Genomic DNA, 26733 nt, shown 5'->3' on the forward strand with positions numbered 1-26733 from the left:
GGGATGCGCTTAAACCCGGAGCAGGGCAAACACAAGAGGTTATATGACTGAGAAAAAAGCGGAACTTCAGCGGGGACTGGAGGCGCGACACATTGAGCTAATCGCCCTTGGCGGCACGATTGGCGTGGGGTTATTTATGGGCGCGGCAAGTACGCTCAAGTGGGCCGGACCTTCGGTTCTGCTGGCGTATATTATTGCCGGGCTCTTTGTCTTCTTTATCATGCGTTCGATGGGCGAAATGCTGTTCCTTGAACCGGTAACCGGCTCGTTCGCCGTTTATGCCCACCGCTATATGAGCCCGTTTTTCGGCTATCTCACCGCATGGTCCTACTGGTTTATGTGGATGGCGGTCGGGATATCGGAGATTACGGCGATCGGGGTCTATGTCCAGTTCTGGTTCCCGGAGATGGCGCAGTGGATACCGGCGCTTATCGCGGTTGGGCTGGTAGCGCTGGCGAATCTGGCGGCGGTACGTCTGTACGGCGAAATTGAATTCTGGTTCGCCATGATTAAGGTCACCACCATTATTGTGATGATCGTGGTGGGGCTGGGCGTTATTTTCTTTGGCTTTGGCAACGGCGGACACGCTATTGGCTTTGGCAATCTGACCGAGCACGGTGGCTTCTTCGCCGGCGGCTGGAAGGGTTTCCTGACGGCGCTGTGTATCGTGGTCGCTTCCTACCAGGGCGTCGAGCTTATCGGCATTACGGCCGGTGAAGCGAAGAACCCGCAGGTCACGCTGCGCAGCGCGGTAGGCAAAGTGCTGTGGCGAATCCTGATTTTCTACGTGGGGGCGATTTTCGTGATCGTCACTATTTTCCCGTGGGATCAGATTGGCTCCAACGGCAGTCCGTTCGTGCTGACCTTTGCCAAAATCGGCATCACCGCGGCGGCAGGTATTATTAACTTTGTAGTACTCACGGCGGCGCTGTCCGGCTGTAACAGCGGAATGTACAGCTGCGGACGCATGCTCTACGCGCTGGCAAGGAATCGTCAGCTGCCTGCGGCCATCGCCAAAGTCTCGCGCAACGGCGTACCCTCGGCGGGCGTGGCGCTATCGATCCTGATTCTGCTGGTCGGTTCGTGCCTGAACTACATTATCCCTAATCCACAGCGGGTTTTCGTCTACGTCTACAGCGCCAGCGTGCTGCCGGGCATGGTACCGTGGTTTGTGATTCTGATTAGCCAGCTGCGTTTTCGTCTCGTGCATAAAGAAGCCATGGCCAGCCATCCGTTTCGCTCGCTGCTGTTCCCGTGGGCAAACTATTTGACCATGGCGTTCCTGGTTTGCGTGCTAATAGGGATGGGATTTAACGACGATACGCGTATGTCGCTCTTTGTCGGAATAATTTTCCTTGCCGCCGTGACGCTTATTTATAAGGTATTTGGCCTTGGTCGACGCGGAAATGTTGATAATGTGGCGCAATAAGCAACAAAACGCACAAAGCATGAGCAAACGATAATTTTCTTTAAAAAGGCACTAGACAGCGGGGTAGGAAGTCCGTATTATCCGACCCCGCAACGGCGCTAAGCGCCCGTAGCTCAGCTGGATAGAGCGCTGCCCTCCGGAGGCAGAGGTCTCAGGTTCGAATCCTGTCGGGCGCACCATTTACCCGGTGCTGGAGCTGCGGTGGTTTCAATACCGCGTAAAAGATTTGCAGTGGTGGCTATAGCTCAGTTGGTAGAGCCCTGGATTGTGATTCCAGTTGTCGTGGGTTCGAATCCCATTAGCCACCCCATTATTTAGAAAGTTGTGATATTGCGAAGGTGGCGGAATTGGTAGACGCGCTAGCTTCAGGTGTTAGTGTTCTTACGGACGTGGGGGTTCAAGTCCCCCCCCTCGCACCACGACTTTATAAAGAATTGAACTAAAAATTCAAAAAAGCAGTACATCGGCGAGTAGCGCAGCTTGGTAGCGCAACTGGTTTGGGACCAGTGGGTCGGAGGTTCGAATCCTCTCTCGCCGACCAATTTTGAACCCCGCTTCGGCGGGGTTTTTTGTTTTCTGATTTTGCAAAAAAAAACTCTTTTATCTTCCTGATATCGCAAATAATATTCCGCTAATCACAATGCTATTTATTCTCCAGAATAGTCCCAATTCCCTGTTCGGGTAGATGCATTTTCTACCGATCCTGTGCGATAATAACCGGGTAGATGCTCATTCCATCTCTTATGTTCGCCTTAGTGCCTCATAAACTCAGGAATGATGCAGAGCCGTTTTACGGTGCTTATCGTCCACTGACAGATGTCGCGCAAGCCTCATCAAACACCATGGACACTACGTTGAGTGAAGCACCCAATTTGTTGTCAAACAGACCTGTTTTAACGCCTGCCCTGGTTTCAGAGCAGGCGTTTTTTTCTTTTCAGGGATCGGAAAGCGTTCAGGCGGGAAGAGAAGAGATTCTCGCCCCCGGCGGAGGCGAGAATCGCATTATTGCTGCGGGTTGTTTTGCAGGGTTAACAGCAGGCCGTCGCGACGCATCGTCGCCGCTTCTTCCGGCTGATGCAGGCGGTCGAGGGTATCGGCCAGCCACGCGTAGTCAAACGCATCCGGGCGCTGCTTGAGCGCAGCGCGGAACGCAATGCTGGCTTCCTGCCACTCGCCGTGGCGCATGAGCGATTGTCCCAGCGTACTCCACAGCAGCGGGCGGTCGCCGACCGTTTTAATCTGCTGACGCAGCACTTTTTCCAGCTGTTCCGGATTATTGGTTTTCAGCCGCGGGATCGGCATGACCAGACGGTCGTCGTAGTGCTTTTTCAGACCATCGATAATAATCTGCTGCGCGGTATCATGGTCGTCGCTTTCGATAAGGCGATTCGCCATTGCCACCTGTAGCGCCACCTGGCTGCGGGTTTTACGGTTCTGATTTTTCCACCAGCCACGCAAACCTTCGCTGCCGCCGTCGGCCAGCGTTTTATCCATCAGACCAATCCACGCCAGCTGTTCCAGTTCGGCGCGGTGCTCTTCATCGCTGACGTCGGCTTTCGCCATTGACGGAATGATATCCAGCAGCGAATTCCAGGCTCCGGTACGAATGTAGGCCTGCTCGGCGAGGCGCAGGACCTCCGGATGACGCGGCGTGATCTCCAGCAGCTTGTCGATACCGTGGCGGGCGGCGTGGTTTTCATTACGCGCCAGCTGCAGACGTACGCGGGTGATTTCGACAGGAATCAGGTCGTCGCCGGCGAGCTCGGTGGCGCGCTCCAGATGCTGGTTGGCGCGAGCTTCATCCCCTCGCTGCTGAGCGGCTTCTGCCGCCAGCAGGTAGTTCACAACCGGCTGCTCAGCGTGATCGGCATTTTTCGCCATCAGCTTCTCAACCTGCTGATAATCGCCTTCCGCCAGCTTCAGCAGCGCCTGCTCGGTTTGCTTACGGGCGCGACGACGTTTGCGGCCCACGAACCAGCCGCGGGTATGCGCGCCGGTGCGGAAAATACGCCGTAGCAGCCACTCAATGGCAAACAGCACCACCATGGTGAGGATCATGATGATCGCTAGCCCGGTGACGCTGGTTTCAATGTTGTAGTTATCGGTCTGGATCAAGACGTAGCCCTGATGACCGGCGATCATCGGGCCAACAACGATCCCGGCAAGCAGCAGCGCGAAGAGTAAGAGAATTTTCAACATGCGTTACTCTCCTTGTGGCGCAGGGACAGAGGCTGGAGCCGGTGCGCTGGGTTGGGTTTCAGCCGGCTGCGCCATCAGATTACGAACGCGCGTCTGCATGAGCTTCTCGAGCAGCGCCTGGCTCTGCAGGCTCTCTGGTACGTTCATGGTGATGCTTTGCTGGCTGAGCTTATCCACATCCTCAAGGAAGGCTTTAGTGGTCGCGTCTTCAGTATCGTAGTAGGCGCGAACCCAGGTTGAGACGTTATCCAGCGCCTGTTTGTAGGTTTCTTCCTGATGACGTGGAACGGCCTGCGCCGCGACCAGCAGACGCGAGCGAATGTTTTCGCGCAGGTAGACGTCCTGGTTTGGCGCCAGCAGCGGCACGGCGGTCTCATCTCGGCGGCGAACGGTAATAAAGCTGTCCATAAAGTTCTGCCAGCTTTTTTGCAGGTTTACCCGCCACTCGCTAATGGAGCTGGACAGCTCATCGCTATCGGAATCCATCGGGGTGTCATCGTCATTATTGTCCGCCAGACGTAAATTATCGATCTGGTTGGCGAGCTGGTTAACCTTCAGAATGATGCCGTCATAGTCCACCTGACTTACGGCGGAGAGCGAGGCGATATCGTCGGTGATGGCGCGACGGGCGCTAATCAGACTTGGATCGTTCATGTCGGCCAGGCTGGCATCGGCGCTTTTCAGCAGCGCGGCGGCGGTCGTCACGTCCTGATCGCTCCACAGCTTACGTCCGGCCAGCTTCACGAGGAAATCAGCCTGCGCGAGCAGCCAGGTTTTTGCGTCGCTGCCGGAAATGACCGCGACCTTCTCCTGCACTTCTTCCAGCTTCTTCGCCAGAGCATCCTGCTGACGCTGCGCTTGCGTCAACTGGTCGGCCTGCTGCTTAATGATGCCTTCAAGCTCGCTTTTTTGGTTTTCCTGCGCTTTTTGCAGCGCGGCGATCTGGCTGGATAGCCCGGCGCTGGCTTCGCTCTGGCGGGTCGCCTGGGTCTTCGTCAAGCCATAAAGACCTATGCCAGCGGCGAGGGCGATAGCGATAGCTATGGCGCTCAGAGCGAGGCTGGTTTTACTGCCGCCGTTTTTCTTTTCTACGTTATTTTCTGGCTGTGGCGTCGTGTCCACGGCCTCCCTGGTCTCTTCAACCACGGCGGATTGATTCTGTTGTTCCGTCATTATGGCTTCCAATGTTGAGAGTTATTGTAATGCGCGTAGCAGCGCATCGTTGTCGGCGCTATCGGCAACCTGGATATCCTGCCAGCCCAATTCCCTGGCCTGTTCGGCCAGACGTTCACTGACAACTAAAATGCGACAGCTCAGGAGCCAACGCTCGCGATACCACTGTGGTATTAGCATCCAGAGCTGCTGCAGCATCTCGCCGCTGGTAATAACCAGCGTCGAAACCCCGCGAGACTGCCAGCGCATTGCTTCTTCTGCGCCATCATAGTGCCTCGCACTACGTTGATAACATTCACAAAAAGTGACATCGGCACCGCGTTCGCGAAGCGTGTCGCCGAGTAATTCTCGTCCGCCGTTGCCGCGCAGGATGAGCGCTTTTTTCCCCGCAATGTTTTGTAATTCAGGTAATTGTAGCAAGACTTCGCTGATTTCCCGATCTAACGGGTAGCGAACTTGTCGATTGCTGACTTTATGCAGTGCCAGCGCGGTGGTGCGGCCAATGGCAAAATAGTCGGGCGCAGCGGGCCAGCGCAGCCCCTGCTGCTGGAGGCGAGAGTGGGAAAACTCAACGGCGTGCTGGGATAGCGCGAAGAGTAAATCGCCCGCCGCCAGGCTTGCCAACTGGCTGCCCAGCTCAGGGAGCTGTCGGCCTGGGGTAAACTCGATGAGCGGAAAGCTCCAGGCCACGCGTCCCAGCGCGCGCAGGCGGCTGACTAACTCTTCGCCTTGCGGCAGCGGACGGGTAACCAGAATGCTCATCGTGGCGCTTCTCCTGCGTAAACGACGGCGAGAATGTCGCGCGCGCCGTTATCCAGGAGTTCTTCGGCAAGGGAGACGCCCAGCGTTTCGGCATCTTCCGGACGACCGCGCCGCTCGCCGCGTACCGTGTGCGAGCCATCCGGCGCGCCAACCAGCGCGCGCAGCCATAGTTCACCGTCGATCAGTTCGGCATAGCTGCCGATAGGCACCTGGCAACCGCCTTCAAGCCGGGTGTTCATCGCCCGTTCAGCGCGTACGCGTATGGCCGTTTCCGTATGGTTCAGCGGGGCCAGCAGCGCTTTGGTCCATTCGTCGTCAAGGCGACACTCGATGCCGACAGCGCCCTGGCCGACGGCGGGCAGAGATTGCTCCGGTGACAGCGGTTGACGAATACGCACTGCCAGATTCAGACGTTTAAGCCCTGCGGCGGCAAGAATGATCGCGTCGTACTCGCCGCTATCGAGCTTGCTTAAACGGGTGCCAACGTTGCCTCGCAGGGAGCGGATGGTGAGATCCGGCCGCGCTGCGGCCAGCTGACACTGGCGGCGTAAACTTGATGTGCCTACGACGCTGCCGTGCGGCAGTTCATCAATGGAAGCGTAGTGATTCGAGACAAACGCATCGCGCGGATCTTCCCGTTCACAAATGGTCACCAGCCCCAGTCCTGCGGGAAATTCCACCGGCACGTCTTTCATGGAATGGACGGCAATATCGGCGCGGCCTTCCAGCATCGCCAGCTCTAACTCTTTCACAAAGAGCCCCTTGCCGCCCACTTTTGCAAGGGGCGTATCAAGGATCACGTCGCCGCGGGTGACCATCGGCACCAGTTCAACAGAAAGCCCCGGATGACAGGCTTCCAGACGCTCTTTCACATAATGTGCCTGCCATAGCGCAAGCGGGCTTTGCCGTGTGGCAATTCTCAAAACTTTGTCTAACATGCTTGTTACCGTCATAGTCGACCACTAACCATCCTAACATTGTTGTCTTAGGGATGTTAGTTTTGTGGGGGTAAGGGTCGCGGCCATCATTTTAGCCTTTCATGCGTTTGCGGGTTGCCGCAAACGTAGTGAAGAATTTACACGTAGTAAAGGGTGCTACACTTGTATGTAGCGCATCTTTCTTTACGGTCAATCAGCAAGGTGTTAGATTGATCACGTTTTAAACCATTTGTCAGTCAGCAGCTCATCACAACCACACCGACGACGAATGGTGACGGTTTTTGTTGAAATACTGAAACTCTCCGTACTATTGTACGTCGGGTTTTTGAACATCAGGCGATATGTCTTGTACCTCTATATTGAGACACTGAAACAGAGACTGGATGCCATCAACCAATTGCGCGTGGATCGCGCCCTTGCTGCCATGGGACCCGCTTTCCAGCAGGTTTACAGTCTACTGCCGACATTACTACATTATCATCATCCGCTGATGCCGGGTTACCTTGACGGTAACGTTCCCCGTGGCATTTGCCTCTACACGCCTGATGAAACCCAACGTCACTACCTTGACGAGCTTGAACTCAATCGTGGAATGCTGACCCAGGAACCGCCGAAAGGCGAGCTGCCGATCACCGGCCTTTACTCCATGGGCAGTACTTCTTCCGTCGGCCAAAGCTGCTCTTCCGACCTGGATATCTGGGTTTGCCATCAGTCGTGGCTGGATAGCGAAGAGCGCCAGCTGCTGCAGCGCAAATGTAGCCTGCTGGAAAGCTGGGCGGCGTCGCTGGGCGTTGAGGTGAGTTTCTTCCTGATCGACGAAAACCGCTTCCGCCATAACGAAAGCGGCAGCCTGGGCGGTGAAGACTGCGGCTCAACTCAACACATCCTGCTGCTGGATGAGTTTTACCGCACCGCGGTGCGCCTTGCCGGGAAGCGTATTCTGTGGAATATGGTGCCGTGCGAGGAAGAGGAGCATTACGATGATTACGTGATGAGCCTCTACGCGCAGGGCGTGCTGACGCCGAACGAATGGCTGGATCTCGGCGGCCTGAGTTCCCTGTCGGCGGAAGAGTACTTCGGCGCCAGCCTGTGGCAGCTGTATAAAAGCATCGACTCGCCCTATAAGGCGGTGCTGAAGACGCTGCTGCTGGAAGCGTACTCCTGGGAGTATCCCAACAACCGCCTGCTGGCGAAAGATATCAAGCAGCGCCTGCATGACGGTGAAATCGTATCGTTTGGCCTCGACCCTTACTGCATGATGCTGGAGCGCGTGACGGTCTATCTGCAGGCTATCGAAGATGAAACGCGCCTCGATCTGGTGCGTCGATGTTTCTATTTAAAAGTCTGCGAGAAGCTGAGCCGCGAGCGCGCCTGCGTCGGCTGGCGTCGCGAAGTCGTCAGCCACCTGGTGAAAGAGTGGGGCTGGGATGAAAAGCGTCTGATGATGCTCGATAACCGGGCCAACTGGAAGATTGACGAAGTCCGTAAAGCGCATAACGAGCTGCTTGATGCGATGATGCAGAGCTATCGTAACCTGATTCGCTTTGCGCGCCGCAATAACCTGAGCGTTTCCGCCAGTCCGCAGGATATTGGCGTGCTGACGCGTAAGCTGTACGCCGCCTTTGAAGCGCTGCCGGGGAAAGTGACCCTGGTCAACCCGCAAATTTCGCCGGATCTGTCTGAGCCGAATCTGACCTTTATCCACGTGCCGCCGGGCCGTGCCAACCGTACCGGCTGGTATGTCTATAACCGCGCGCCGGATATGGAGTCGATCATCAGCCACCAGCCGCTGGAATATAACCGTTATCTTAATAAGCTGGTGGCCTGGGCCTGGTTTAACGGCCTGCTGACGTCACGCACTCGCCTGTTTATTAAGGGCAACGGCATTGTCGATTTGGCTAAACTGCAGGAGATGGTGGCTGACGTGGCGCACCACTTCCCGCTGCGCCTGCCGTCCCCGACGCCGAAAGCGCTGTATAGCCCGTGCGAAATTCGCCATCTGGCGATTATCGTCAATCTCGAATATGACCCGACGGCGGCCTTCCGCAATCAGGTGGTGCATTTTGACTTCCGTAAGCTTGATGTTTTCAGCTTCGGCGAAGAGCAAAAGTGCCTGATTGGCAGCATCGATCTGCTGTACCGCAACTCGTGGAACGAGGTGCGAACGCTGCACTTTAACGGCGAGCAGGCGATGATCGAAGCGCTGAAAACGATTCTCGGCAAGATGCATCAGGACGCCGCGCCGCCGGATAGCGTGGAGGTCTTCTGCTATAGCCAGCATTTGCGCGGCCTGATCCGTACTCGCGTGCAGCAGCTGGTTTCTGAATGCGTTGAGCTACGCCTCTCCAGCACCCGTCAGGATACCGGCCGCTTTAAAGCGCTGCGCGTTTCCGGGCAGACCTGGGGGCTGTTCTTCGAGCGCCTTAACGTCTCGGTACAGAAGCTGGAAAACGCCATCGAATTCTACGGCGCGATTTCGCATAACAAACTGCATGGTCTGTCGGTGCAGGTGGAAACCAACCACGTCAGGCTGCCCCAGGTGGTGGATGGTTTTGCCAGCGAAGGGATCATTCAGTTCTTCTTTGAAGATGCGGATAACGATAACGGATTTAACATCTATATTCTTGATGAGAGCAACCGCGCCGAGGTGTATCACCACTGCGAGGGCAGCAAAGAGGAGCTGGTGCGCGACGTCAGCCGCTTCTACTCTTCGTCGCATGACCGCTTTACCTACGGCTCCAGCTTTATCAACTTTAACCTGCCGCAGTTTTATCAAATTGTCGACGTCGACGGTCGCGAACAGGTGATCCCGTTCCGCAGCCAGGTGATTGCCGCCGCCACCGCTTCAGCCGGTCAGGATGCTGCATCATCGCCGATGCTGCAGCACTATTCCTGAGAAAGGGTAGCGTGCGGTAGAGGGTTATGTAGCCCGGATAAGGCGTCAGCCGTAATCCGGGGAACTCGAATCACGCGCGCTTAGCGAAAACTCACCGCTTCACCGGCCTGCGCGGTCGCCGCCTGTTCCAGTAGATCCCAGAACGTTTCGCCGCTGCGATCGCACACCCACTCGTCGCCTTTCAAGTCGAAATGGTAGCCGCCTTGCTTCGTTGCCAGCCACACCTGGTGCAGCGGCTCCTGACGGTTAATGATAATTTTGCTGCCGTTTTCAAAGCTGATAGTCAGCACGCCGCCGTTGATTTCGCAGTCGATATCGCTGTCGCCATCCCAGTCGTCGAGGCGCTCTTCGATAGTCATCCACAGGGTATCGGCCAGGCGATGGAATTCACTGTCGTTCATGGTTCTTTCCCGCTTTTTTGATAGTGGCGGCAGTATAGCGCGAAACAAAAGCGCGCGCAGTGAGATGCTAAACGCTTGCTTTTACGTCTTCTCCTGCGATGATAGAAAGCAGAAAGAATGAATTACGGGCAACTATCCATGAAAAACGTTTTCCCAGCGCTTGCCGTTTTATTAGCGGTCCTCAGCCTGACCGGCTGTGGCCTGAAAGGGCCGCTTTATTTCCCACCAGCGGATAAAACGGCGCCTCCGCCGACTAAACCGGTTGATAGCGGTATCCAGAGCTCTACGCCGGATCGTAACGATCGCGGCGATAGCGGTGGTCCGACCCAGGTGAATTACTGACAGTTCCGCGCTGCTGGAGTAGATGATGCAGTTCTCTAAGATGCATGGCCTTGGCAATGACTTTATGGTCGTTGACGCGGTAACTCAGAATGTTTTTTTCTCCCCGGAACTGATTCGCCGCCTGGCGGATCGGCATCTTGGCGTGGGCTTCGATCAGCTGCTGGTGGTTGAGCCGCCCTACGATCCAGAGCTCGATTTCCACTATCGCATCTTCAATGCAGACGGTAGCGAAGTGGCGCAATGCGGCAATGGCGCGCGCTGTTTCGCCCGCTTTGTGCGCCTGAAAGGCCTGACCAATAAACGTGATATCCGCGTGAGTACGTCAAATGGCCGTATGGTATTAAGCGTGACGGAAGACGATTTGGTGCGCGTGAATATGGGCGAGCCGAACTTCGAACCGTCGCAGGTGCCGTTTCGCGCGAACAAAGCGGAAAAGACCTATATCATGCGCGCCGCTGAACAGACAGTATTGTGCGGCGTGGTGTCGATGGGTAATCCGCACTGCGTTATTCAGGTCGATGATGTGGAAACCGCGACGGTGGAAACGCTCGGTCCGGTGATGGAAAACCACGAGCGCTTCCCGGAGCGGGCGAACATCGGCTTTATGCAGGTGATCAGCCGCTCCCATATTCGTCTGCGCGTGTATGAACGCGGCGCGGGTGAAACGCAGGCCTGCGGCAGCGGCGCCTGTGCGGCGGCGGCAGTAGGTATCCAGCAGGGTTTACTGGGCGAGGAGGTCCGCGTGGAATTACCCGGCGGGCGTCTTGATATCGCCTGGAAAGGTCCGGGCCAACCGTTGTATATGACTGGCCCGGCGGCACATGTCTATGACGGATTTATTCATTTATGAAACAAGTCGGGGAAGAACAGCAGGAAATCACCAGCGTGCTGAACGATCGCGCAGTGGTGGACTATCTGTTGCAACATCCTGAATTCTTTATTCGTAATGCGGCGCTGGTGGAGCACATGTCGGTTCCGCATCCGGTACGTGGTTCGGTCTCGCTGGTGGAATGGCATATGGCGCGGGCGCGGAATCATATCAACGTGCTGGAAGAGAATATGTCGCTGCTGATGGCGCAGGCGACGGCGAACGAAAGCCTGTTTCAGCGCCTGTTTGATCTCCAGACGCGGCTGGCGGCGGCCGATAGCCTTGATGAAATGCTGAACCGCTTTCATCGCTGGGCGCGCGAGCTGGGGCTGGCGGGCGCGACGGTGCGCCTGTTTCCCGACAGCTGGCGGCTCGGCGCGCCCTCTAAATTCACCCATCTGGCGATAAGCCGTCAGGCGTTTGAGCCCATTCGCATCCAGCGGCTTGGCCAGCAGCGCCACTATCTTGGCCCATTGAACGGTCCGGAACTGCTGGTGGCGCTGCCGGAAGCAAAAGCCGTTGGCTCGGTGGCGATGTCGCTGCTGGGGGGTGATGAAGCGCCCGGCGTGATGCTGTTCAGCAGTCGCGATCCCCAGCACTATCAGCAAGGTCAGGGAACGCAGCTGTTGCAGGAAATTGCGTCGATGCTCCCGGGGTTGCTGGAGCGCTGGATCGAGCGCGCATGAACGCCTCACCGCTGTTGCCTTCCGTAGAGCGCTTTTTACGCTATCTCGGCGTCGAGCGTCAGCTTAGCCCAATAACGCTGCTGAACTACCGCCGTCAGCTCGAGACGCTTATCGCGCTGGCGGAAAACGCCGGGCTGAAAAGCTGGCAGCAGTGCGATGCTGCTCAGGTCCGTAGCCTGGCGGTACGCAGCCGTCGTCAGGGGCTGGGGCCGGCGAGCCTGGCGTTACGCCTCTCCGCATTACGCAGCTTCTTTGACTGGCTGGTGAGCCAGGGTGAACTGGCGGCTAATCCGGCAAAGGGGATTTCGGCGCCGAAAACACCGCGCCATTTACCGAAAAATATCGATGTCGACGACGTTAACCGGCTGCTGGATATCGATCTTAACGATCCGCTGGCGGTACGCGACAGGGCGATGCTGGAAGTGATGTACGGCGCGGGGCTGCGTCTCTCGGAGCTGGTGAATCTCGACATTAAGCACCTCGATCTGGAATCCGGCGAGGTGTGGGTGATGGGCAAAGGCAGCAAAGAGCGCCGCCTGCCGATTGGCCGCAACGCGGTGGCGTGGATTGAGCACTGGCTCGACCTGCGCGGCCTGTTCGGCGCCGATGAAGACGCGCTGTTCTTATCGAAACTGGGCAAGCGAATTTCAGCGCGCAATGTGCAAAAGCGCTTTGCCGAATGGGGCGTTAAGCAGGGCCTCAACAGTCACGTACATCCGCATAAGCTGCGCCACTCCTTCGCGACTCATATGCTGGAGTCGAGCGGCGATCTGCGCGGAGTGCAGGAGCTGCTGGGGCATGCGAACCTTTCCACCACTCAAATCTATACCCATCTTGATTTTCAACACCTTGCGTCGGTGTACGATGCGGCGCATCCGCGCGCCAAACGGGGGAAATAATGCGTTTTTACCGACCTCTGGGCCAGATTTCAGCACTGACATTTGACCTGGACGATACCCTTTATGACAACCGCCCGGTGATTGACCGGACGCTGCATGAGTCGCTGAGCTTTGTGCGCAGCTACCATCCGTCGCTGAGTCAATTTGACGCCAGCGAACTCAACCGGCTGCGCCAGACGCTGCTGGCCTCAGAGCCGGAAATTTACCACGATGTCACCGAGTGGCGCCGCCGCGCGCTGGAGCTGGGGATGCTCAACGCCGGGCTTTCTGCGGCGCTGGCGAAAACGGGGGCGGATGAAGCGATGGCCAACTTCGCCCACTGGCGCAGCCTGATCGACGTCCCGCAAGAGACGCACGATACGCTGGCGAAGCTGGCGGAAAAATGGCCGCTGGTGGCCATTACCAACGGTAATGCCCGGCCGGAACTTTTTGGCCTGAGCGACTACTTCCGCTTCGTGCTGCGCGCCGGTCCGGACGGGCGCTCTAAACCTTTTGCCGATATGTATCATCTGGCGGCAGAGCGGCTGGAGCTGCCGCTGGCGCAGATTCTGCACGTCGGTGACGATCTGACGACCGACGTGGCGGGCTCCATTCGCTGCGGCATGCAGGCCTGTTGGATCAAACCGCAGGGCGCAGACCTGATGCGCACCGCCGACAGCCGTCTGCTGCCGCACATCGAAATTTCACGGTTGGCATCTCTGACCTCGCTGATATAATCGTCAGTAGTTCTGTATAAATTAACAGTAGCCCGGTGAACTGCACGTTGCCGGGCGTCTCATTTCCGGCGGTGCCAATGGACGTTTCTTACCTGCTCGACAGCCTTAATGACAAACAGCGTGAAGCCGTTGCGGCATCACGTACGAATATGCTGGTTCTGGCAGGAGCGGGCAGCGGTAAGACGCGCGTGCTGGTACACCGCATCGCCTGGCTGCTGAGCGTTGAGAACTGTTCCCCTTACTCCATTATGGCGGTGACCTTTACCAACAAAGCGGCGGCGGAGATGCGCCATCGTATTGGTCAACTGATGGGCACCACCCAGGGCGGTATGTGGGTCGGCACTTTCCACGGCCTGGCGCACCGGCTGCTGCGCGCCCATCACCTTGACGCCAACCTGCCGCAGGACTTCCAGATCCTCGATAGCGAAGACCAGCTGCGCCTGCTTAAGCGCCTGATTAAGGCAATGAACCTCGATGAGAAGCAGTGGCCGCCGCGTCAGGCGATGTGGTACATCAACGGCCAGAAAGACGAAGGCCTGAGACCGCACCATATTCAGAGCTACGGCAACCCGGTTGAGCAGACCTGGCAGAAGGTGTATCAGGCCTATCAGGAAGCCTGCGATCGGGCGGGGCTGGTGGATTTCGCCGAGCTGCTGCTGCGCGCGCACGAACTGTGGCTGAATAAGCCGCATATCCTGCAGCACTACCGCGAGCGCTTTACTAATATCCTGGTCGATGAATTCCAGGATACCAACAACATTCAGTACGCGTGGATCCGCCTGCTGGCGGGCGATACCGGCAAGGTGATGATCGTCGGCGATGACGATCAGTCGATCTACGGCTGGCGCGGCGCGCAGGTGGAGAACATCCAGCGCTTCCTCAACGATTTCCCCGGCGCGGAAACTATCCGCCTCGAGCAAAACTATCGCTCGACCAGCAATATCCTCAGCGCGGCGAACGCCCTGATTGAGAACAACAGCGGACGGCTGGGAAAAAAATTGTGGACCGACGGCGCCGACGGCGAGCCGATTTCGCTCTACTGCGCGTTTAACGATCTTGATGAGGCGCGCTTTGTCGTCAACCGCATCAAAACCTGGCAGGAAAACGGCGGGGCGCTGGAGCAGTGCGCGATTCTGTATCGCAGCAACGCCCAGTCGCGCGTGCTGGAAGAGGCGCTGCTGCAGGCCAGCATGCCGTATCGTATTTATGGCGGCATGCGCTTCTTCGAACGCCAGGAGATCAAAGATGCGCTCTCCTATCTGCGCCTGATCGCCAATCGTAATGACGACGCGGCGTTTGAGCGCGTGGTGAATACCCCGACGCGCGGTATCGGCGATCGCACCCTGGACGTGGTGCGCCAGACCTCGCGCGATCGCCAGCTAACGCTATGGCAGGCCTGCCGCGAGCTGTTAAAAGACAAAGTCCTGGCCGGGCGAGCCGCCAGCGCCCTGCAGCGTTTTATGGAGCTTATTGACGCGCTGGCGCAGGAGACCGCCGATATGCCGCTGCACGTGCAGACCGACCGGGTAATTAAAGACTCCGGTCTACGCATGATGTACGAGCAGGAGAAAGGCGAGAAAGGCCAGACGCGTATTGAAAACTTAGAGGAGCTGGTGACGGCAACGCGCCAGTTCAGCTACAACGAAGAAGATGAAGATCTCATGCCGCTGCAGGCGTTTCTCTCGCACGCGGCGCTGGAGGCGGGAGAAGGGCAGGCGGATACCTGGCAGGACGCGGTACAGCTGATGACCCTGCACTCGGCGAAAGGGCTGGAGTTCCCGCAGGTCTTTATCGTTGGGGTGGAAGAGGGGATGTTCCCGAGCCAGATGGCGCTGGATGAGGGCGGCCGCCTGGAAGAAGAGCGCCGCCTGGCCTACGTCGGCGTCACCCGCGCGATGCAGAAGCTCACATTGACCTACGCGGAAACCCGCCGCCTGTATGGCAAAGAGGTGTATCACCGGCCATCGCGCTTTATCGGCGAGCTGCCGGAGTCGTGCGTAGAAGAGGTGCGGCTGCGCGCGACGGTGAGCCGTCCGGTCAGCCATCAGCGGATGGGGACGCCGATGGCGGAAAACGACACCGGCTACAAGCTGGGCCAGCGCGTGCGCCATGCCAAGTTTGGCGAAGGGACGATCGTTAACCTCGAAGGCAGCGGTGAACACAGCCGCCTGCAGGTTGCGTTTCAGGGGCAGGGGATCAAATGGCTGGTCGCGGCGTACGCCCGGTTGGAAACAGTGTAACAGTAAGAAAAATATCATAATTTTTTAATATTCTGCTACCTTTATACGTTAAGGAGCTTGATTTGCTCTTTAGCGTTCCGTTGCGTGTTGACGCCGATTTTGCGCTGGCGTAACATGCGCGCACGATTACGCTAAGAGGACATTCGCCTTGGACACACCCAGTAGATGCTGGCTCAATTTCCTGCCCATCAGGAACAACTCCTAAGGCTATCCTCTTATGCTGATAGCCTTAGCGGTTGTCGGCGACTCGTTCTATTCCCGTCGCTCTGAGTCAGGCTTAATGGTCTGAAACCCAAATTGTTTCTGTGTGCCCACCGAACTGTCCGATAATTTTTTGCATTGGGAGTCCCGGTCATGCTGAGCGCATTTCAACTGGAAAACAATCGTTTAACGCGGCTTGAAGCCGACGAGATCAAGCACCTCGCCAGTTCGGTGTGGGTCGATCTGGTCGAGCCTGACGACGATGAACGTAGCCGCGTGCAAACGGAATTGGGCCAGAACCTGGCGACGCGCCCGGAGCTGGAAGACATCGAAGCGTCAGCGCGTTTCTTTGAGGATGAAGACGGCCTGCATATCCACTCATTTTTCTTTTTTGAAGATGCTGAGGATCACGCCGGTAACTCTACCGTGGCGTTCACTATCCGCGAAGGCCGTCTGTTCACCCTGCGCGAACGGGAGCTGCCCGCTTTCCGCCTGTATCGCATGCGCGCCCGCAGCCAGTCGATGGTGGACGGCAACGCCTACGAGCTGCTGCTGGACCTGTTCGAAACCAAAATTGAGCAGCTGGCGGATGAAATCGAAAACATCTACAGCGATCTGGAAAAGCTCAGCCGGGTGATCATGGAAGGCCGACAGGGCGACGACTACGACGAGGCGCTCTCGACGCTGGCGGAGCAGGAAGATATCGGCTGGAAAGTTCGCCTGTGTCTGATGGATACCCAGCGCGCGCTGAACTTCCTCGTACGTAAAGCCCGTCTGCCGGCAGGCCAGCTGGAGCAGGCGCGTGAGATCCTGCGCGATATCGAATCCCTGCTGCCGCACAACGAATCGCTGTTTCAGAAGGTTAACTTCCTGATGCAGGCAGCGATGGGTTTTATCAACATCGAGCAGAATCGCATCATCAAAATCTTCTCGGTGGTCTCCGTGGTGTTCCTGCCGCCGACCCTGGTGGCATCCAGCTATGGGATGAACTTTGAGTTTATGCCCGAGCTGCACTGGAGCTTTGGCTACCCCGGGGCGATTGTCTTTATGATGCTCGCCGGTCTGGCGCCGTATCTGTACTTTAAGCGCAAAAACTGGCTGTAAAAAAAGGAGCTTCGGCTCCTTTTTTTTGCGTATTGGTCTGGCTTTATGCCCTACGTGTCCGGCGTATCGTGTAAATCGCATCCATCACGAAAATCGCCAGCGCCACCCAGATAAAGGCGAAGGTCACCATTTTATCCGCGCCCGGCACTTCGCCGTAGAAGGTCACCGCCAGCAGGAACATTAGCGTCGGGCCGATATACTGGAAGAAGCCCAGCGTGGAGAGGCGCAGACGCGTCGCCGCGCCGGTAAAGCACAGCAGCGGAATAGTGGTGACCACGCCTGCCGCCATCAGCAGCAGGTTCAGCGACCACGGATTCTGCCCCATGTGGCTGGTCGGGCTATCGGCGATGCCAAACAGATAAATCGCGGCGACCGGCAGCAGCCAGAGCGTCTCAAACAGCATCCCGGTTTGCGCATCCACGGCGATCTTTTTACGCAGCAGGCCGTAAAAAGCGAAGCTGAACGCCAGGCCCAGGGCGATAATCGGCAGCGAGCCGAAGGTCCAGAGCTGTACCAGCACGCCGCAGGCGGCCAGCAGCACCGCCAGCCACTGCATCCGACGGAAACGCTCCCCGAGGAAGATCATCCCCAGCAGAATGTTCACCAGCGGATTGATAAAGTAGCCCAGGCTGGCTTCCAGCATATGATGGTTATTCACCGCCCAGATAAACAGCAGCCAGTTACCGCCCACCAGCACCGCAGAGAGCGCCAGCAGCAACACTTTTTTTGGCGTTTTCAGCAGCCTTTTGACCTGCGGCCACTGGCGGCTGACGCTAATCAGCGCCACCATGAAGAAGAAGGACCAGATCACGCGGTGAGTCAGGATTTCATCGGCGGGAACATAGTAGATAAGCTTGAAGTACGCCGGCGCGATACCCCAGATAAAATAGGCGGCCAGGGCCAGCAGAACCCCCACCCGCGTTTGTTTAGCATCCATCGGTACAAATCCATTGCCAAAGAGAGTGATGTTACTCGATTTAGGCCGATCAACCCACCATATACGTCGCCGTGGCGCTGGCGATATACACCTGCTCTTCGTTATGTAGCTCGACGCGGGCTACCGCCACTTTGTTACCGGCGCGCAGCAGGCTGCTGGTGGCGGTAAAGCGTTCCCCGCGGCCTGGACGCAGGTAGTCGACGCGCAGATCGATGGTGCCCATCCGCGACAGGCGCTGGCGCAGCTCTTCTTCATTGATGGTGTCGTGCCGGGTGAGCGTACTGCCGACGCATACCAGTCCCGCCGCGACGTCCAGCGCTGAGGCGATCACGCCGCCATGTAAGATGCTCTGCGCCCAGTTGCCGACCATCATCGGCTGGTTGTTGAAACTCAGCTGGGCAAATTCCTTTTCATAACGCTCCAGCTCCAGGCCTAAGGCACGATTAAACGGCATATGGTAGACGAAAATTTCTCCCACCAGCTTCAGGGCGGCGGCGGCGGTCAGTTCAGACATAACAGCATTTCCAAAAGTTAATGAAATGTTGATTTTATGCTTCTAAAATATTGATTTCTACTTTAAGAACGGATAACAGGTCAGAAGACGTATAAATAGGTAGAATGCTGCCTGGGTTAAACAGAAATAATAAATATCCATCCAGGAGAACAGCAATGCGTATCTCTTTGGCCTGCCTGCTGGCGTTTATTGCGCTTCCGGCTGGCGTTCTGGCGCAGGACGCGCCGGTGAATAAACAGGTCCACGACACCCCGGCCGTTCGCGGGAGCATTATCGCCAACCTATTACAGGACCATGATAATCCGTTCCTGCTCTATCCCTATGAGAGCAACTATTTGCTCTATACGTGGACCAGCGATCTTAACAAAGAAGCGATTCGTAGCTACGACTGGGCCGAGAACGCGCGTAAAGATGAAGTGAAGTTCCAGCTCAGCCTGGCGTTTCCATTATGGCGCGGGATTTTGGGCGAGAATTCGCTGCTGGGCGCTTCGTATACGCAAAAATCCTGGTGGCAGCTCTCCAACAGCAAAGAGTCCGCGCCGTTTCGCGAAACCAACTACGAGCCGCAGCTGTTCCTCGGTTTCGCGACCGATTACTCGTTCGCCGGCTGGACGCTGCGCGACGTTGAAATGGGATATAACCACGACTCTAACGGCCGTTCCGATCCCACTTCCCGCAGCTGGAACCGCCTCTATACCCGGCTGATGGCGCAAAATGGCAACTGGCTGGTCGAGGTGAAGCCCTGGTACGTGATTGGCAGCACCGACGATAACCCGGATATCACCAAATATATGGGGTATTACCGGCTGAAAGTGGGCTATCAGCTGGGCGACGCTATTCTCAGCGCCCAAGGGCAATATAACTGGAATACCGGCTACGGCGGCGCCGAGCTTGGGGTGAGCTATCCGATCACCAAACACGTGCGCGTCTATACTCAGGTTTATAGCGGTTATGGCGAGTCGCTCATCGATTATAACTTTAATCAGACCCGCGTTGGCGTCGGGCTGATGCTCAACGATCTGTTTTAATCGTTGCACTCTGGCTCTCAGGCGCTGAAAATAGCGCCTGTTTTCTTTTCAGGCATATGGGGTCAACGTGGCGCAGGCGGAAGTATTGAATCAGGAATCGCTGGCTAAGCAGGTTTTACAAGAGACCTTCGGCTACCAGCAGTTTCGCCCGGGCCAGGATACCATTATCGATACGGCGTTGGCCGGGCGCGACTGCCTGGTGGTGATGCCGACCGGCGGCGGCAAGTCGCTGTGTTATCAGGTGCCGGCGCTGGTGCTGGGCGGTCTGACCGTTGTGGTATCGCCGCTTATTTCCTTGATGAAGGACCAGGTCGATCAGCTGCTGGCTAACGGCGTGGCGGCGGCGTGCCTGAACTCAACGCAGAGCCGGGAGCAGCAGCAGGAGGTGATGGCCGGCTGCCGCAGCGGGCAGATCCGCCTGCTGTATATCGCCCCGGAGCGCCTGATGCTGGATAACTTCCTCGAGCATCTTACGCACTGGAATCTGTCGATGGTGGCGGTAGACGAGGCGCACTGTATTTCCCAGTGGGGCCACGACTTCCGTCCGGAATACGCCGCGTTAGGGCAGCTGCGCCAGCGGATACCGCACATCCCGTTTATGGCGCTGACCGCCACCGCCGATGACACCACGCGTCGCGACATTGTCCGCCTGCTGGACCTGAACGATCCGCTCATCCAGGTCAGCAGCTTCGACCGTCCCAACATCCGCTATATGCTGATGGAGAAGTTTAAGCCGCTGGATCAGCTGATGCGCTACGTGCAGGACCAGCGCGGCAAGTCGGGGATCATCTACTGCAATAGCCGCTCGAAAGTTGAAGATACCGCCGCGCGCCTGCAAAGTCGTGGTATTAGCGCGGCGGCCTACCACGCCGGGCTGGAAAATCATATCCGCGCCGACGTGCAGGAGAAATTCCAGCGCGACGATCTGCAAATCGTGGTGGCGACGGTGGCCTTCGGTATGGGTATCAACAAACCGAACGTCCGCTTTGTGGTGCATTTCGATATCCCCCGCAATATTGAATCCTATTACCAGGAGACCGGGCGCGCCGGGCGCGATGGGCTGCCTGCCGAGGCGATGCTGTTTTACGATCCGGCGGATATGGCGTGGCTCAGACGCTGCCTTGAAGAGAAGCCCGCCGGGCCGCTGCAGGACATTGAACGCCATAAGCTCAACGCGATGGGGGCCTTTGCCGAAGCGCAAACCTGCCGCCGCTTAGTGCTGCTCAACTACTTTGGCGAGGGGCGCCAGGAGCCCTGCGGCAACTGCGATATCTGCCTTGACCCGCCAAAACAGTACGACGGTTTAATGGACGCGCGTAAGGCGCTGTCGACGATTTATCGCGTTAACCAGCGCTTTGGTATGGGCTACGTGGTGGAAGTGCTGCGCGGCGCCAATAACCAGCGTATTCGCGATATGGGGCACGATAAGCTGCCGGTCTACGGTATCGGGCGCGAACAGAGCCATGAGCATTGGGTCAGCGTTATCCGTCAGCTTATTCATTTGGGGCTGGTCACGCAGAATATTGCCCAGCACTCTGCGCTGCAGCTTACCGAAGCCGCGCGTCCGGTCCTGCGCGGCGACGTGACGCTGCAGCTTGCCGTACCGCGTATTGTGGCGCTGAAGCCGAAAGCGATGCAGAAATCCTTCGGCGGCAATTACGATCGTAAGCTGTTCGCCAAGCTGCGCAAACTGCGTAAAGCGATTGCCGATGAAGAGAATATCCCGCCCTATGTGGTGTTTAACGATGCGACGCTGATTGAAATGGCCGAGCAAACGCCGCTGACGGCAGGAGAGATGCTCAGCGTCAACGGCGTCGGTACGCGTAAGCTTGAGCGCTTTGGTAAAGAGTTTATGGCCCTGATCCGGGCGCACGTGGATGGCGATGATGAGTAGTCAGCCGGACGAAAAAGTGCAAATATAGTTTTCGTCCTGACTATTTTCCTGCGAGTTAATCATGTTGACGCTTTTCTTCACCGTGGCGCTGGTGCATATCATTGCGCTGATGAGTCCTGGCCCGGACTTTTTCTTTGTCTCACAGACCGCCGTTAGCCGCTCTCGCAAAGAGGCGATGATGGGCGTGCTGGGGATCACCTGCGGGGTAATGGTGTGGGCGGGCGTAGCCCTGCTCGGCCTGAACCTGATTATTGCGAAGATGGCCTGGCTGCATACCATCATTATGGTCGGTGGCGGCCTGTATCTGTGCTGGATGGGCTTGCAGATGCTGCGCGGCGCGCTGAAAAAAGGCGAAGCGGCAGCGGCGGTAGAGCCTCAGGTTGAGCTGGCGCGCAGCGGCCGGAGCTTCCTGAAAGGGCTGCTGACCAATCTGGCGAACCCCAAAGCGATTATCTACTTCGGCTCCGTTTTCTCGCTGTTTGTCGGCGACAGCGTCAGTTCCGGCGCGCGCTGGGGGATTTTCCTGCTGATCGTGCTGGAGACGCTGGCCTGGTTTACGGTGGTTGCCAGCCTGTTCGCCCTCCCGGGCATGCGCCGCGGCTACCAGCGGATGGCGAAATGGATCGACGGCATTGCCGGTACGCTATTCGCCGGCTTCGGTATTCATCTGATTATTTCGCGCTAAGCGTTCTGCGGCCCGCCTAAGAGGTTATGGGTGGGCCGGGTATTAATGACGGAGCTGCTGCAAATCGTCGGACGTCAGACCGGTCATTTCCATCACCGCCGCCGCATCAATATCCCGTTCGAGCATGGCCTTCGCGACGCTAAGAAGCGCGGCGCGTTTGCCCTCTTTTATGCCCTTCTGCATACCTTCCTCAAGCTACTTTTCTGCCAGAGTCATCAATACAGTAATTTGCTGTTTATCTATACATCAGGCGTGGCGCGCGGAGGCCAGCAGGGCGCCGACCAGCATAAACAGCGAACCAAAGATCTTGTTTAGCGCTTTCATCTGCTTCGGCCCCTTAATCCACGCGGCAATACGCTGCGCCAGCGTGGCGTAGCCAATCATGACGATAATATCGACCACAATGGTGGTGACGCCGAGCACGAGGTACTGCATCACCTGGGGCTGGTGCGGCACGATAAATTGCGGGAATAGCGCGGCGAGGAAGACGATGCTTTTCGGGTTGGTCAGATTCACGAAAACCGCGCGCTTAAAGAGTTTGCCGCGGGTCTGCGCTTGCGCAAGGGTATTCAGATCGAGAGAGCCCGCGGCCCGCCACTGCTGAATGCCGAGCCAGATAAGATAAGCGGCGCCCGCCCATTTAAGGATTTCAAAGGCCAGCAGCGAACGGGAAAACAGCGTACCCAGGCCGATGCCCACCAGCACAATATGGATGCCCAGTCCGGTCTGTAGACCGGCAATAGAGGCCGCCGCGCCGCGATAGCCGTGGTTGATTGAGGTGGTCATGGTGTTTATCGCCCCGGAACCCGGTGACAGGCTGAGAATAATCGATGTCAGCAGATAGGCAAACCACCACTCGAACGTCATGAGAAACTCCCTGATTGTCTGTTTTTATGCCACAATACGCTATTGTGTAAGCATTGTGTGATACACGATAAAAAAACGATTTTCAGCGGTTATCAGGGGTGTAAGCCCGATGTTTTTGCAGCAAAAGGACTGGGAAACACGAGAAAACGCGTTTGCGGCCTTTACCATGGGGCCACTGACCGATTTCTGGCGTCAGCGGGAAGAGGCTGAATTTACGGGCGTGGATAACGTTCCGGTGCGCTTTGTTCGCTTCTGCGCCAAAAGTCATGATCGGGTCGTGGTTATCTGCCCGGGTCGCATTGAAAGCTACGTTAAGTACGCCGAACTGGCTTACGATCTTTTCCGCAGCGGTTTTGACGTGATGATTATCGATCATCGCGGCCAGGGGCGCTCCGGACGCATGCTTTCTGACACCCACCGCGGGCACGTCGTTAATTTCAGCGATTACGTCGACGATCTCGCCGCGTTCTGGCAGCAGCAGGTAGCGCCCGGACGCTGGCGGAAGCGGTTTATACTGGCCCACTCCATGGGCGGCGCCATTGCGACGCTATTTTTGCAGCGCTACCACCAGCATTGCGATGCGATGGCGCTCTGCGCGCCGATGTTCGGCATCGTTATGCGCCTGCCTGACTGGATGGTGCGCCATATTCTCGATTGGGCTGAGGGCCATCAGCGCATTCGTGAAGAGTATGCCCTCGGTACCGGCCGCTGGCGCGCGCTGCCCTTTGCGGTCAACGTCCTGACGCACAGCCGCCAACGCTATCGCCGCAACCTGCGTTTTTACGCCGATGAGCCGCAGCTGCGTGTCGGCGGGCCGACGTTCCACTGGGTGCGCGAGGGGATCCTCGCCGGCGAAGAGGTGCTGGCCGGTGCGGAAAAAGACGTCACGCCCACGCTATTGCTCCAGGCGGAAGAAGAGCGGGTGGTCGATAACCGCATGCACGATCGCTACTGTGAACGTCGCGCCGCGGGCGGCCATCCCTGTGAAGGGAATAAGCCGTTTGTCATAGAAGGGGCATACCATGAGATCCTTTTTGAAAAGGACGCCATGCGCTCGGTCGCGCTAAACGCTATCGTCGATTTTTTTGGTCGACACACTTAATCCGGCGAAACGCTCGTCGCCCTGCTTAGAGGTTAAAATTTTTATGTACCAGGTTGTTGCGTCTGATTTAGATGGCACGCTGCTTTCTCCCGATCACTGCTTAACTCCCTACGCCAAAGAGACGCTGAAGCTGCTTACCGCACGCGGTATCAACTTCGTGTTCGCGACCGGCCGCCACTACATCGATGTTGGGCAAATTCGCGATAATCTCGGCATTAAATCCTATATGATCACCTCGAACGGCGCTCGTGTGCACGATAGCGAAGGGCAGCAGATCTTCGCCCACAACCTCGACCGCGATATCGCCGCCGACCTGTTTGAGATGATGCGTAACGATCCGGCGATTGTGACCAACGTCTATCGTGAAGATGAGTGGTATATGAACCGCCACCGTCCGGAAGAGATGCGCTTCTTCAAAGAGGCAGTGTTTAACTACAAGCTCTACGAGCCGGGCGAGCTGGACCCGGAAGGCATCAGCAAAGTCTTTTTCACCTGCGATAAGCATGAGCATCTGCTGCCGCTGGAGCAGGCGATCAATGCCCGCTGGGGCGATCGCGTGAACGTGAGCTTCTCTACCGTCACCTGCCTTGAAGTGATGGCGGGCGGCGTGTCGAAAGGGCATGCGCTGGAGGCGGTGGCGAAAATGCTTGGCTATAGCCTGAAAGAGTGTATCGCCTTCGGCGACGGTATGAACGATGCGGAGATGCTGTCAATGGCGGGCAAGGGCTGCATTATGGCCAACGCGCACCAGCGGCTGAAAGACCTGCACCCTGAGTTGGAAGTGATCGGCAGCAATGTCGATGATGCCGTTCCCCACTATCTGCGTAAACTCTATCTTGACTAAAAAAGATTGACGATTGTTTTATTAATGAGCAGTTGTCAACCTGTCACTTCGCTACAATGGGTGTTCTTTACTCTACGAGACATTCATTGTGGCGCTACTGATTATCACCACCATTCTGTGGGCCTTCTCTTTTAGCCTGTATGGCGAATACCTGGCAGGCCACGTCGATAGCTATTTTGCGGTGCTGGCGCGCGTTGGCCTGGCGGCGCTGGTGTTTTTGCCCTTCCTGCGCACCCGCGGGCAGAGCCTGACCACTATCGGCCTGTATATGCTGGTAGGCGCGATGCAGCTCGGCATCATGTACATGCTGAGTTTCCAGGCCTATTTGTACCTGACGGTATCCGAGCTCCTGCTGTTTACCGTTCTGACGCCGCTCTACATCACGCTGATTTACGATTTAATGAGCCGTCGCCCTCTGCGCTGGGGCTACGCCTGCAGCGCGCTGCTGGCGGTTATCGGCGCGGGCATTATTCGTTATGACCAGGTGACCAACCATTTCTGGACCGGTCTGATCCTCGTTCAGCTCTCCAACATCAGCTTCGCGATTGGCATGGTGGGCTACAAACGCCTGATGGAAACGCGTCCGATGCCGCAGCATAACGCCTTCGCCTGGTTCTACGTCGGGGCATTTCTGGTGGCGGTTGTCGCCTGGTCTATGCTGGGGAATGCGCAGAAAATGCCGGAAACCTCGCTACAGTGGGGCATTCTGTTGTTTCTTGGCGTGGCGGCATCGGGGATTGGCTACTTTATGTGGAACTACGGCGCCACCCAGGTCGATGCCGGTACGCTCGGCATCATGAACAATATGCACGTGCCCGCCGGGCTGCTGGTGAACCTTGCCATCTGGCAGACGCAGCCCCGCTGGCCAAGCTTTATTATTGGCGCTCTGGTGATCCTGGCCTCGCTATGGGTCCATCGACGCTGGGTCGCTCCGCACTCCGCACAAACGGCAAATGGTCGCAAGCGTGATTCCGCGCTGAGCGAATAAACGCTTCGGTGACCGGCTGACGCTGCTCGCCGTCGCGCACCGCGGCGTACAGTCGGCTCCACAGTCCTTCGCCCAGGGTTTTGGTGACCACCAGACCCTGGCGCTCAAAGCTCTCCACTACCCAGTGAGGCAGGGCGGCGATCCCCATCCGCGCCGCCACCATCTGAATTAGCAGCAGCGTATTGTCGACGCTCTTCAGCTGTGGACTGATCCCCGCCGGCTGCAGGAAGTGACGCCAGATATCCAGACGAGCGCGCTGTACCGGGTAAATCAGCAGCATTTCGGTCGCTAAATCCTCAGGCGCAATGCGCATCTTTGCCGCCAGCGGATGGTCTGGCGCCATCACCAGACGCACTTCGAAATCAAACATGGGCGAATAGTGCAGGCCGCTGCGCGGCAGGATATCCGAGGTCATCACCAGATCCAGCTCGCCCTGCTGCAGGCCCGGCTGCGGGTCGAAGATCACCCCGGACTGGAAATCCACTTCCACATGCGGCCAGCGGGCGCGGAAGCTCTCCAGCGCCGGGGTGAGCCACTGGATACAGCTATGGCATTCGATAGCGATGCGCAGCCGGGTTTGCTGCGGCTCGTTGCAATCCTGCAGGGCGCGGCTGATTTGCGGCAGCACCTGATTTGCCAGCTGGAGCAAGATCTCTCCCTGCGGCGTAAAGCGCAGCGGCTGGCTTTTGCGCACAAACAGACGGAAGCCGAGGCGCTGTTCCAGATCGCTGAACTGGTGGGACAAGGCGGATTGGGTCTGGTGCAGGGCCGCCGCAGCGCCTGCCAGAGAACCGCTATTCCGCAACGCCTGGAGCGTTTTCAGGTGTTTAATTTCGATCATGAAAGTCCTTCACTTCGGCATGAATAATTTGCGCTTGAGGAATATACAGTAACTGCCAATTATGGATGTGTAAACATCTGGATGGCTAAATCCTTTATCTTTCGAATTTATGGTGCGTTGGCCGCACTTCCTCACCCCAGTCACTTACTTCAGTAAGCTCCTGGGGATGAGCAAGCTTG

25 protein-coding genes, 4 tRNA genes and 1 pseudogene are annotated in these 26733 nt (G+C 57.2%); 20 read left to right on the forward strand and 10 right to left on the reverse strand.

The window, feature by feature from the left end:
- Nucleotides 1-43: 43 nt before the first annotated feature.
- The 5 genes from thrP to KOSB73_RS02215 all read left to right on the forward strand — a co-directional run bounded on the left by thrP (nt 44) and on the right by KOSB73_RS02215 (nt 1970).
- A complete protein-coding gene (gene thrP, locus KOSB73_RS02195) occupies nt 44-1429 on the forward strand; it encodes a bifunctional threonine/serine APC transporter ThrP (RefSeq protein ID WP_004133272.1) in 1386 nt (461 codons plus the stop codon).
- A gap of 102 nt (nt 1430-1531) precedes the next feature.
- Nucleotides 1532-1608: transfer RNA gene (locus KOSB73_RS02200), tRNA-Arg, on the forward strand.
- Between the two features lie 55 nt (nt 1609-1663).
- Nucleotides 1664-1739, forward strand: a tRNA-His gene (locus KOSB73_RS02205).
- A 22-nt stretch (nt 1740-1761) separates the two neighbouring features.
- Nucleotides 1762-1848, forward strand: a tRNA-Leu gene (locus tag KOSB73_RS02210).
- Nucleotides 1849-1893: 45 nt separating this feature from the next.
- Nucleotides 1894-1970, forward strand: a tRNA-Pro gene (locus tag KOSB73_RS02215).
- A gap of 461 nt (nt 1971-2431) precedes the next feature.
- Here the strand turns inward: KOSB73_RS02215 and hemY are convergent.
- The 4 genes from hemY to hemC are packed head-to-tail and all read right to left on the reverse strand — an operon-like array spanning nt 2432 to nt 6501.
- Entirely contained in the window at nt 2432-3628 is a 1197-nt protein-coding gene (gene hemY, locus KOSB73_RS02220; protein ID WP_004133271.1) for a protoheme IX biogenesis protein HemY, read from the reverse strand.
- Nucleotides 3629-3631: 3 nt separating this feature from the next.
- Nucleotides 3632-4801, reverse strand: coding sequence for a uroporphyrinogen-III C-methyltransferase (hemX, locus tag KOSB73_RS02225; RefSeq protein WP_064342053.1), 1170 nt, complete (start codon nt 4799-4801; stop codon nt 3632-3634).
- A gap of 21 nt (nt 4802-4822) precedes the next feature.
- Complete coding sequence (hemD, locus tag KOSB73_RS02230) at nt 4823-5563, reverse strand: uroporphyrinogen-III synthase (RefSeq protein ID WP_024360625.1); 741 nt, start codon at nt 5561-5563, stop codon at nt 4823-4825.
- The gene (gene hemC, locus KOSB73_RS02235; RefSeq protein ID WP_024360624.1) at nt 5560-6501 is read right to left on the reverse strand and encodes a hydroxymethylbilane synthase; all 942 of its coding nucleotides are present in this window, start codon (nt 6499-6501) and stop codon (nt 5560-5562) included. The genes hemD and hemC overlap by 4 nt, the downstream gene beginning before the upstream one ends.
- Nucleotides 6502-6847: 346 nt before the next feature.
- On the opposite strand from hemC, the gene cyaA reads away from it, so the two are divergent.
- On the forward strand, nt 6848-9397 hold the full coding sequence (gene cyaA, locus KOSB73_RS02240) for a class I adenylate cyclase (RefSeq protein WP_024360623.1): 2550 nt from the start codon (nt 6848-6850) through the stop codon (nt 9395-9397).
- An 80-nt stretch (nt 9398-9477) separates the two neighbouring features.
- Here cyaA and cyaY read toward each other — a convergent pair whose 3' ends face one another.
- Complete coding sequence (gene cyaY / locus KOSB73_RS02245) at nt 9478-9798, reverse strand: iron donor protein CyaY (RefSeq protein ID WP_004097546.1); 321 nt, start codon at nt 9796-9798, stop codon at nt 9478-9480.
- 138 nt (nt 9799-9936) lie between these two features.
- Between cyaY and lptM the strand changes: the two genes are divergently transcribed.
- From lptM to corA, 8 genes are all read left to right on the forward strand, one after another.
- On the forward strand, nt 9937-10140 hold the full coding sequence (gene lptM, locus KOSB73_RS02250; protein WP_024360622.1) for an LPS translocon maturation chaperone LptM: 204 nt from the start codon (nt 9937-9939) through the stop codon (nt 10138-10140).
- Between the two features lie 25 nt (nt 10141-10165).
- Nucleotides 10166-10990, forward strand: a complete 825-nt coding sequence (dapF, locus tag KOSB73_RS02255) for a diaminopimelate epimerase (RefSeq protein ID WP_004107680.1) — start codon at nt 10166-10168, stop codon at nt 10988-10990.
- On the forward strand, nt 10987-11694 hold the full coding sequence (locus tag KOSB73_RS02260) for a DUF484 domain-containing protein (protein ID WP_004133256.1): 708 nt from the start codon (nt 10987-10989) through the stop codon (nt 11692-11694). The genes dapF and KOSB73_RS02260 overlap by 4 nt, the downstream gene beginning before the upstream one ends.
- Nucleotides 11691-12593 carry a tyrosine recombinase XerC gene (xerC, locus tag KOSB73_RS02265; protein WP_004133253.1) on the forward strand — a complete coding sequence of 301 codons (903 nt, stop codon included), beginning with the start codon at nt 11691-11693 and terminating at the stop codon, nt 12591-12593. Before KOSB73_RS02260 ends, xerC begins: the two co-directional genes overlap by 4 nt.
- Nucleotides 12593-13309 carry a 5-amino-6-(5-phospho-D-ribitylamino)uracil phosphatase YigB gene (yigB, locus tag KOSB73_RS02270; protein ID WP_004133252.1) on the forward strand — a complete coding sequence of 239 codons (717 nt, stop codon included), beginning with the start codon at nt 12593-12595 and terminating at the stop codon, nt 13307-13309. Before xerC ends, yigB begins: the two co-directional genes overlap by 1 nt.
- A 77-nt stretch (nt 13310-13386) precedes the next feature.
- On the forward strand, nt 13387-15549 hold the full coding sequence (gene uvrD, locus KOSB73_RS02275; protein WP_004127467.1) for a DNA helicase II: 2163 nt from the start codon (nt 13387-13389) through the stop codon (nt 15547-15549).
- A gap of 148 nt (nt 15550-15697) precedes the next feature.
- Complete coding sequence (gene ysgD, locus KOSB73_RS31450; RefSeq protein WP_349817343.1) at nt 15698-15754, forward strand: YsgD/CorL family protein; 57 nt, start codon at nt 15698-15700, stop codon at nt 15752-15754.
- 149 nt (nt 15755-15903) lie between these two features.
- Nucleotides 15904-16854 carry a magnesium/cobalt transporter CorA gene (corA, locus tag KOSB73_RS02280; RefSeq protein ID WP_004097564.1) on the forward strand — a complete coding sequence of 317 codons (951 nt, stop codon included), beginning with the start codon at nt 15904-15906 and terminating at the stop codon, nt 16852-16854.
- Between the two features lie 43 nt (nt 16855-16897).
- Here corA and rarD read toward each other — a convergent pair whose 3' ends face one another.
- A complete protein-coding gene (rarD, locus tag KOSB73_RS02285; protein WP_004133249.1) occupies nt 16898-17791 on the reverse strand; it encodes an EamA family transporter RarD in 894 nt (297 codons plus the stop codon).
- 49 nt (nt 17792-17840) lie between these two features.
- Nucleotides 17841-18305, reverse strand: coding sequence for an acyl-CoA thioesterase YigI (yigI, locus tag KOSB73_RS02290; protein ID WP_004097567.1), 465 nt, complete (start codon nt 18303-18305; stop codon nt 17841-17843).
- A gap of 155 nt (nt 18306-18460) precedes the next feature.
- Here yigI and pldA point away from each other — a divergent pair, with 155 nt between their 5' ends.
- The 3 genes from pldA to rhtC all read left to right on the forward strand — a co-directional run bounded on the left by pldA (nt 18461) and on the right by rhtC (nt 21912).
- Nucleotides 18461-19333 carry a phospholipase A gene (gene pldA / locus KOSB73_RS02295; protein WP_004133247.1) on the forward strand — a complete coding sequence of 291 codons (873 nt, stop codon included), beginning with the start codon at nt 18461-18463 and terminating at the stop codon, nt 19331-19333.
- Nucleotides 19334-19400: 67 nt separating this feature from the next.
- Entirely contained in the window at nt 19401-21227 is a 1827-nt protein-coding gene (recQ, locus tag KOSB73_RS02300) for an ATP-dependent DNA helicase RecQ (protein WP_004133244.1), read from the forward strand.
- Nucleotides 21228-21288: 61 nt separating this feature from the next.
- Nucleotides 21289-21912, forward strand: coding sequence for a threonine export protein RhtC (gene rhtC, locus KOSB73_RS02305; RefSeq protein WP_004133243.1), 624 nt, complete (start codon nt 21289-21291; stop codon nt 21910-21912).
- Between the two features lie 42 nt (nt 21913-21954).
- On the opposite strand, the pseudogene KOSB73_RS30765 reads toward rhtC, so the two are convergent.
- Nucleotides 21955-22107 (reverse strand): annotated as a pseudogene (locus KOSB73_RS30765) (ISNCY family transposase); the annotation flags it as partial.
- A gap of 51 nt (nt 22108-22158) precedes the next feature.
- Nucleotides 22159-22779: a homoserine/homoserine lactone efflux protein gene (rhtB, locus tag KOSB73_RS02310; RefSeq protein WP_024360621.1), complete on the reverse strand. Its 621-nt coding sequence runs from the start codon at nt 22777-22779 to the stop codon at nt 22159-22161.
- A gap of 109 nt (nt 22780-22888) precedes the next feature.
- Between rhtB and pldB the strand changes: the two genes are divergently transcribed.
- From pldB to KOSB73_RS02325, 3 genes are all read left to right on the forward strand, one after another.
- Nucleotides 22889-23881 carry a lysophospholipase L2 gene (gene pldB / locus KOSB73_RS02315; RefSeq protein WP_024360620.1) on the forward strand — a complete coding sequence of 331 codons (993 nt, stop codon included), beginning with the start codon at nt 22889-22891 and terminating at the stop codon, nt 23879-23881.
- Between the two features lie 43 nt (nt 23882-23924).
- Nucleotides 23925-24725, forward strand: coding sequence for a sugar/pyridoxal phosphate phosphatase YigL (gene yigL / locus KOSB73_RS02320; RefSeq protein ID WP_004133236.1), 801 nt, complete (start codon nt 23925-23927; stop codon nt 24723-24725).
- Nucleotides 24726-24813: 88 nt separating this feature from the next.
- Nucleotides 24814-25713 carry a carboxylate/amino acid/amine transporter gene (locus KOSB73_RS02325; RefSeq protein WP_064342056.1) on the forward strand — a complete coding sequence of 300 codons (900 nt, stop codon included), beginning with the start codon at nt 24814-24816 and terminating at the stop codon, nt 25711-25713.
- Here KOSB73_RS02325 and metR read toward each other — a convergent pair.
- Nucleotides 25601-26554, reverse strand: coding sequence for an HTH-type transcriptional regulator MetR (gene metR, locus KOSB73_RS02330; RefSeq protein WP_024360618.1), 954 nt, complete (start codon nt 26552-26554; stop codon nt 25601-25603). The genes KOSB73_RS02325 and metR overlap by 113 nt on opposite strands.
- Between the last annotated feature and the right edge of the window lie 179 nt (nt 26555-26733).

The sequence above is a fragment of the Klebsiella grimontii genome (assembly GCF_900200035.1).
In the GTDB taxonomy this organism is placed as follows: domain Bacteria; phylum Pseudomonadota; class Gammaproteobacteria; order Enterobacterales; family Enterobacteriaceae; genus Klebsiella; species Klebsiella grimontii.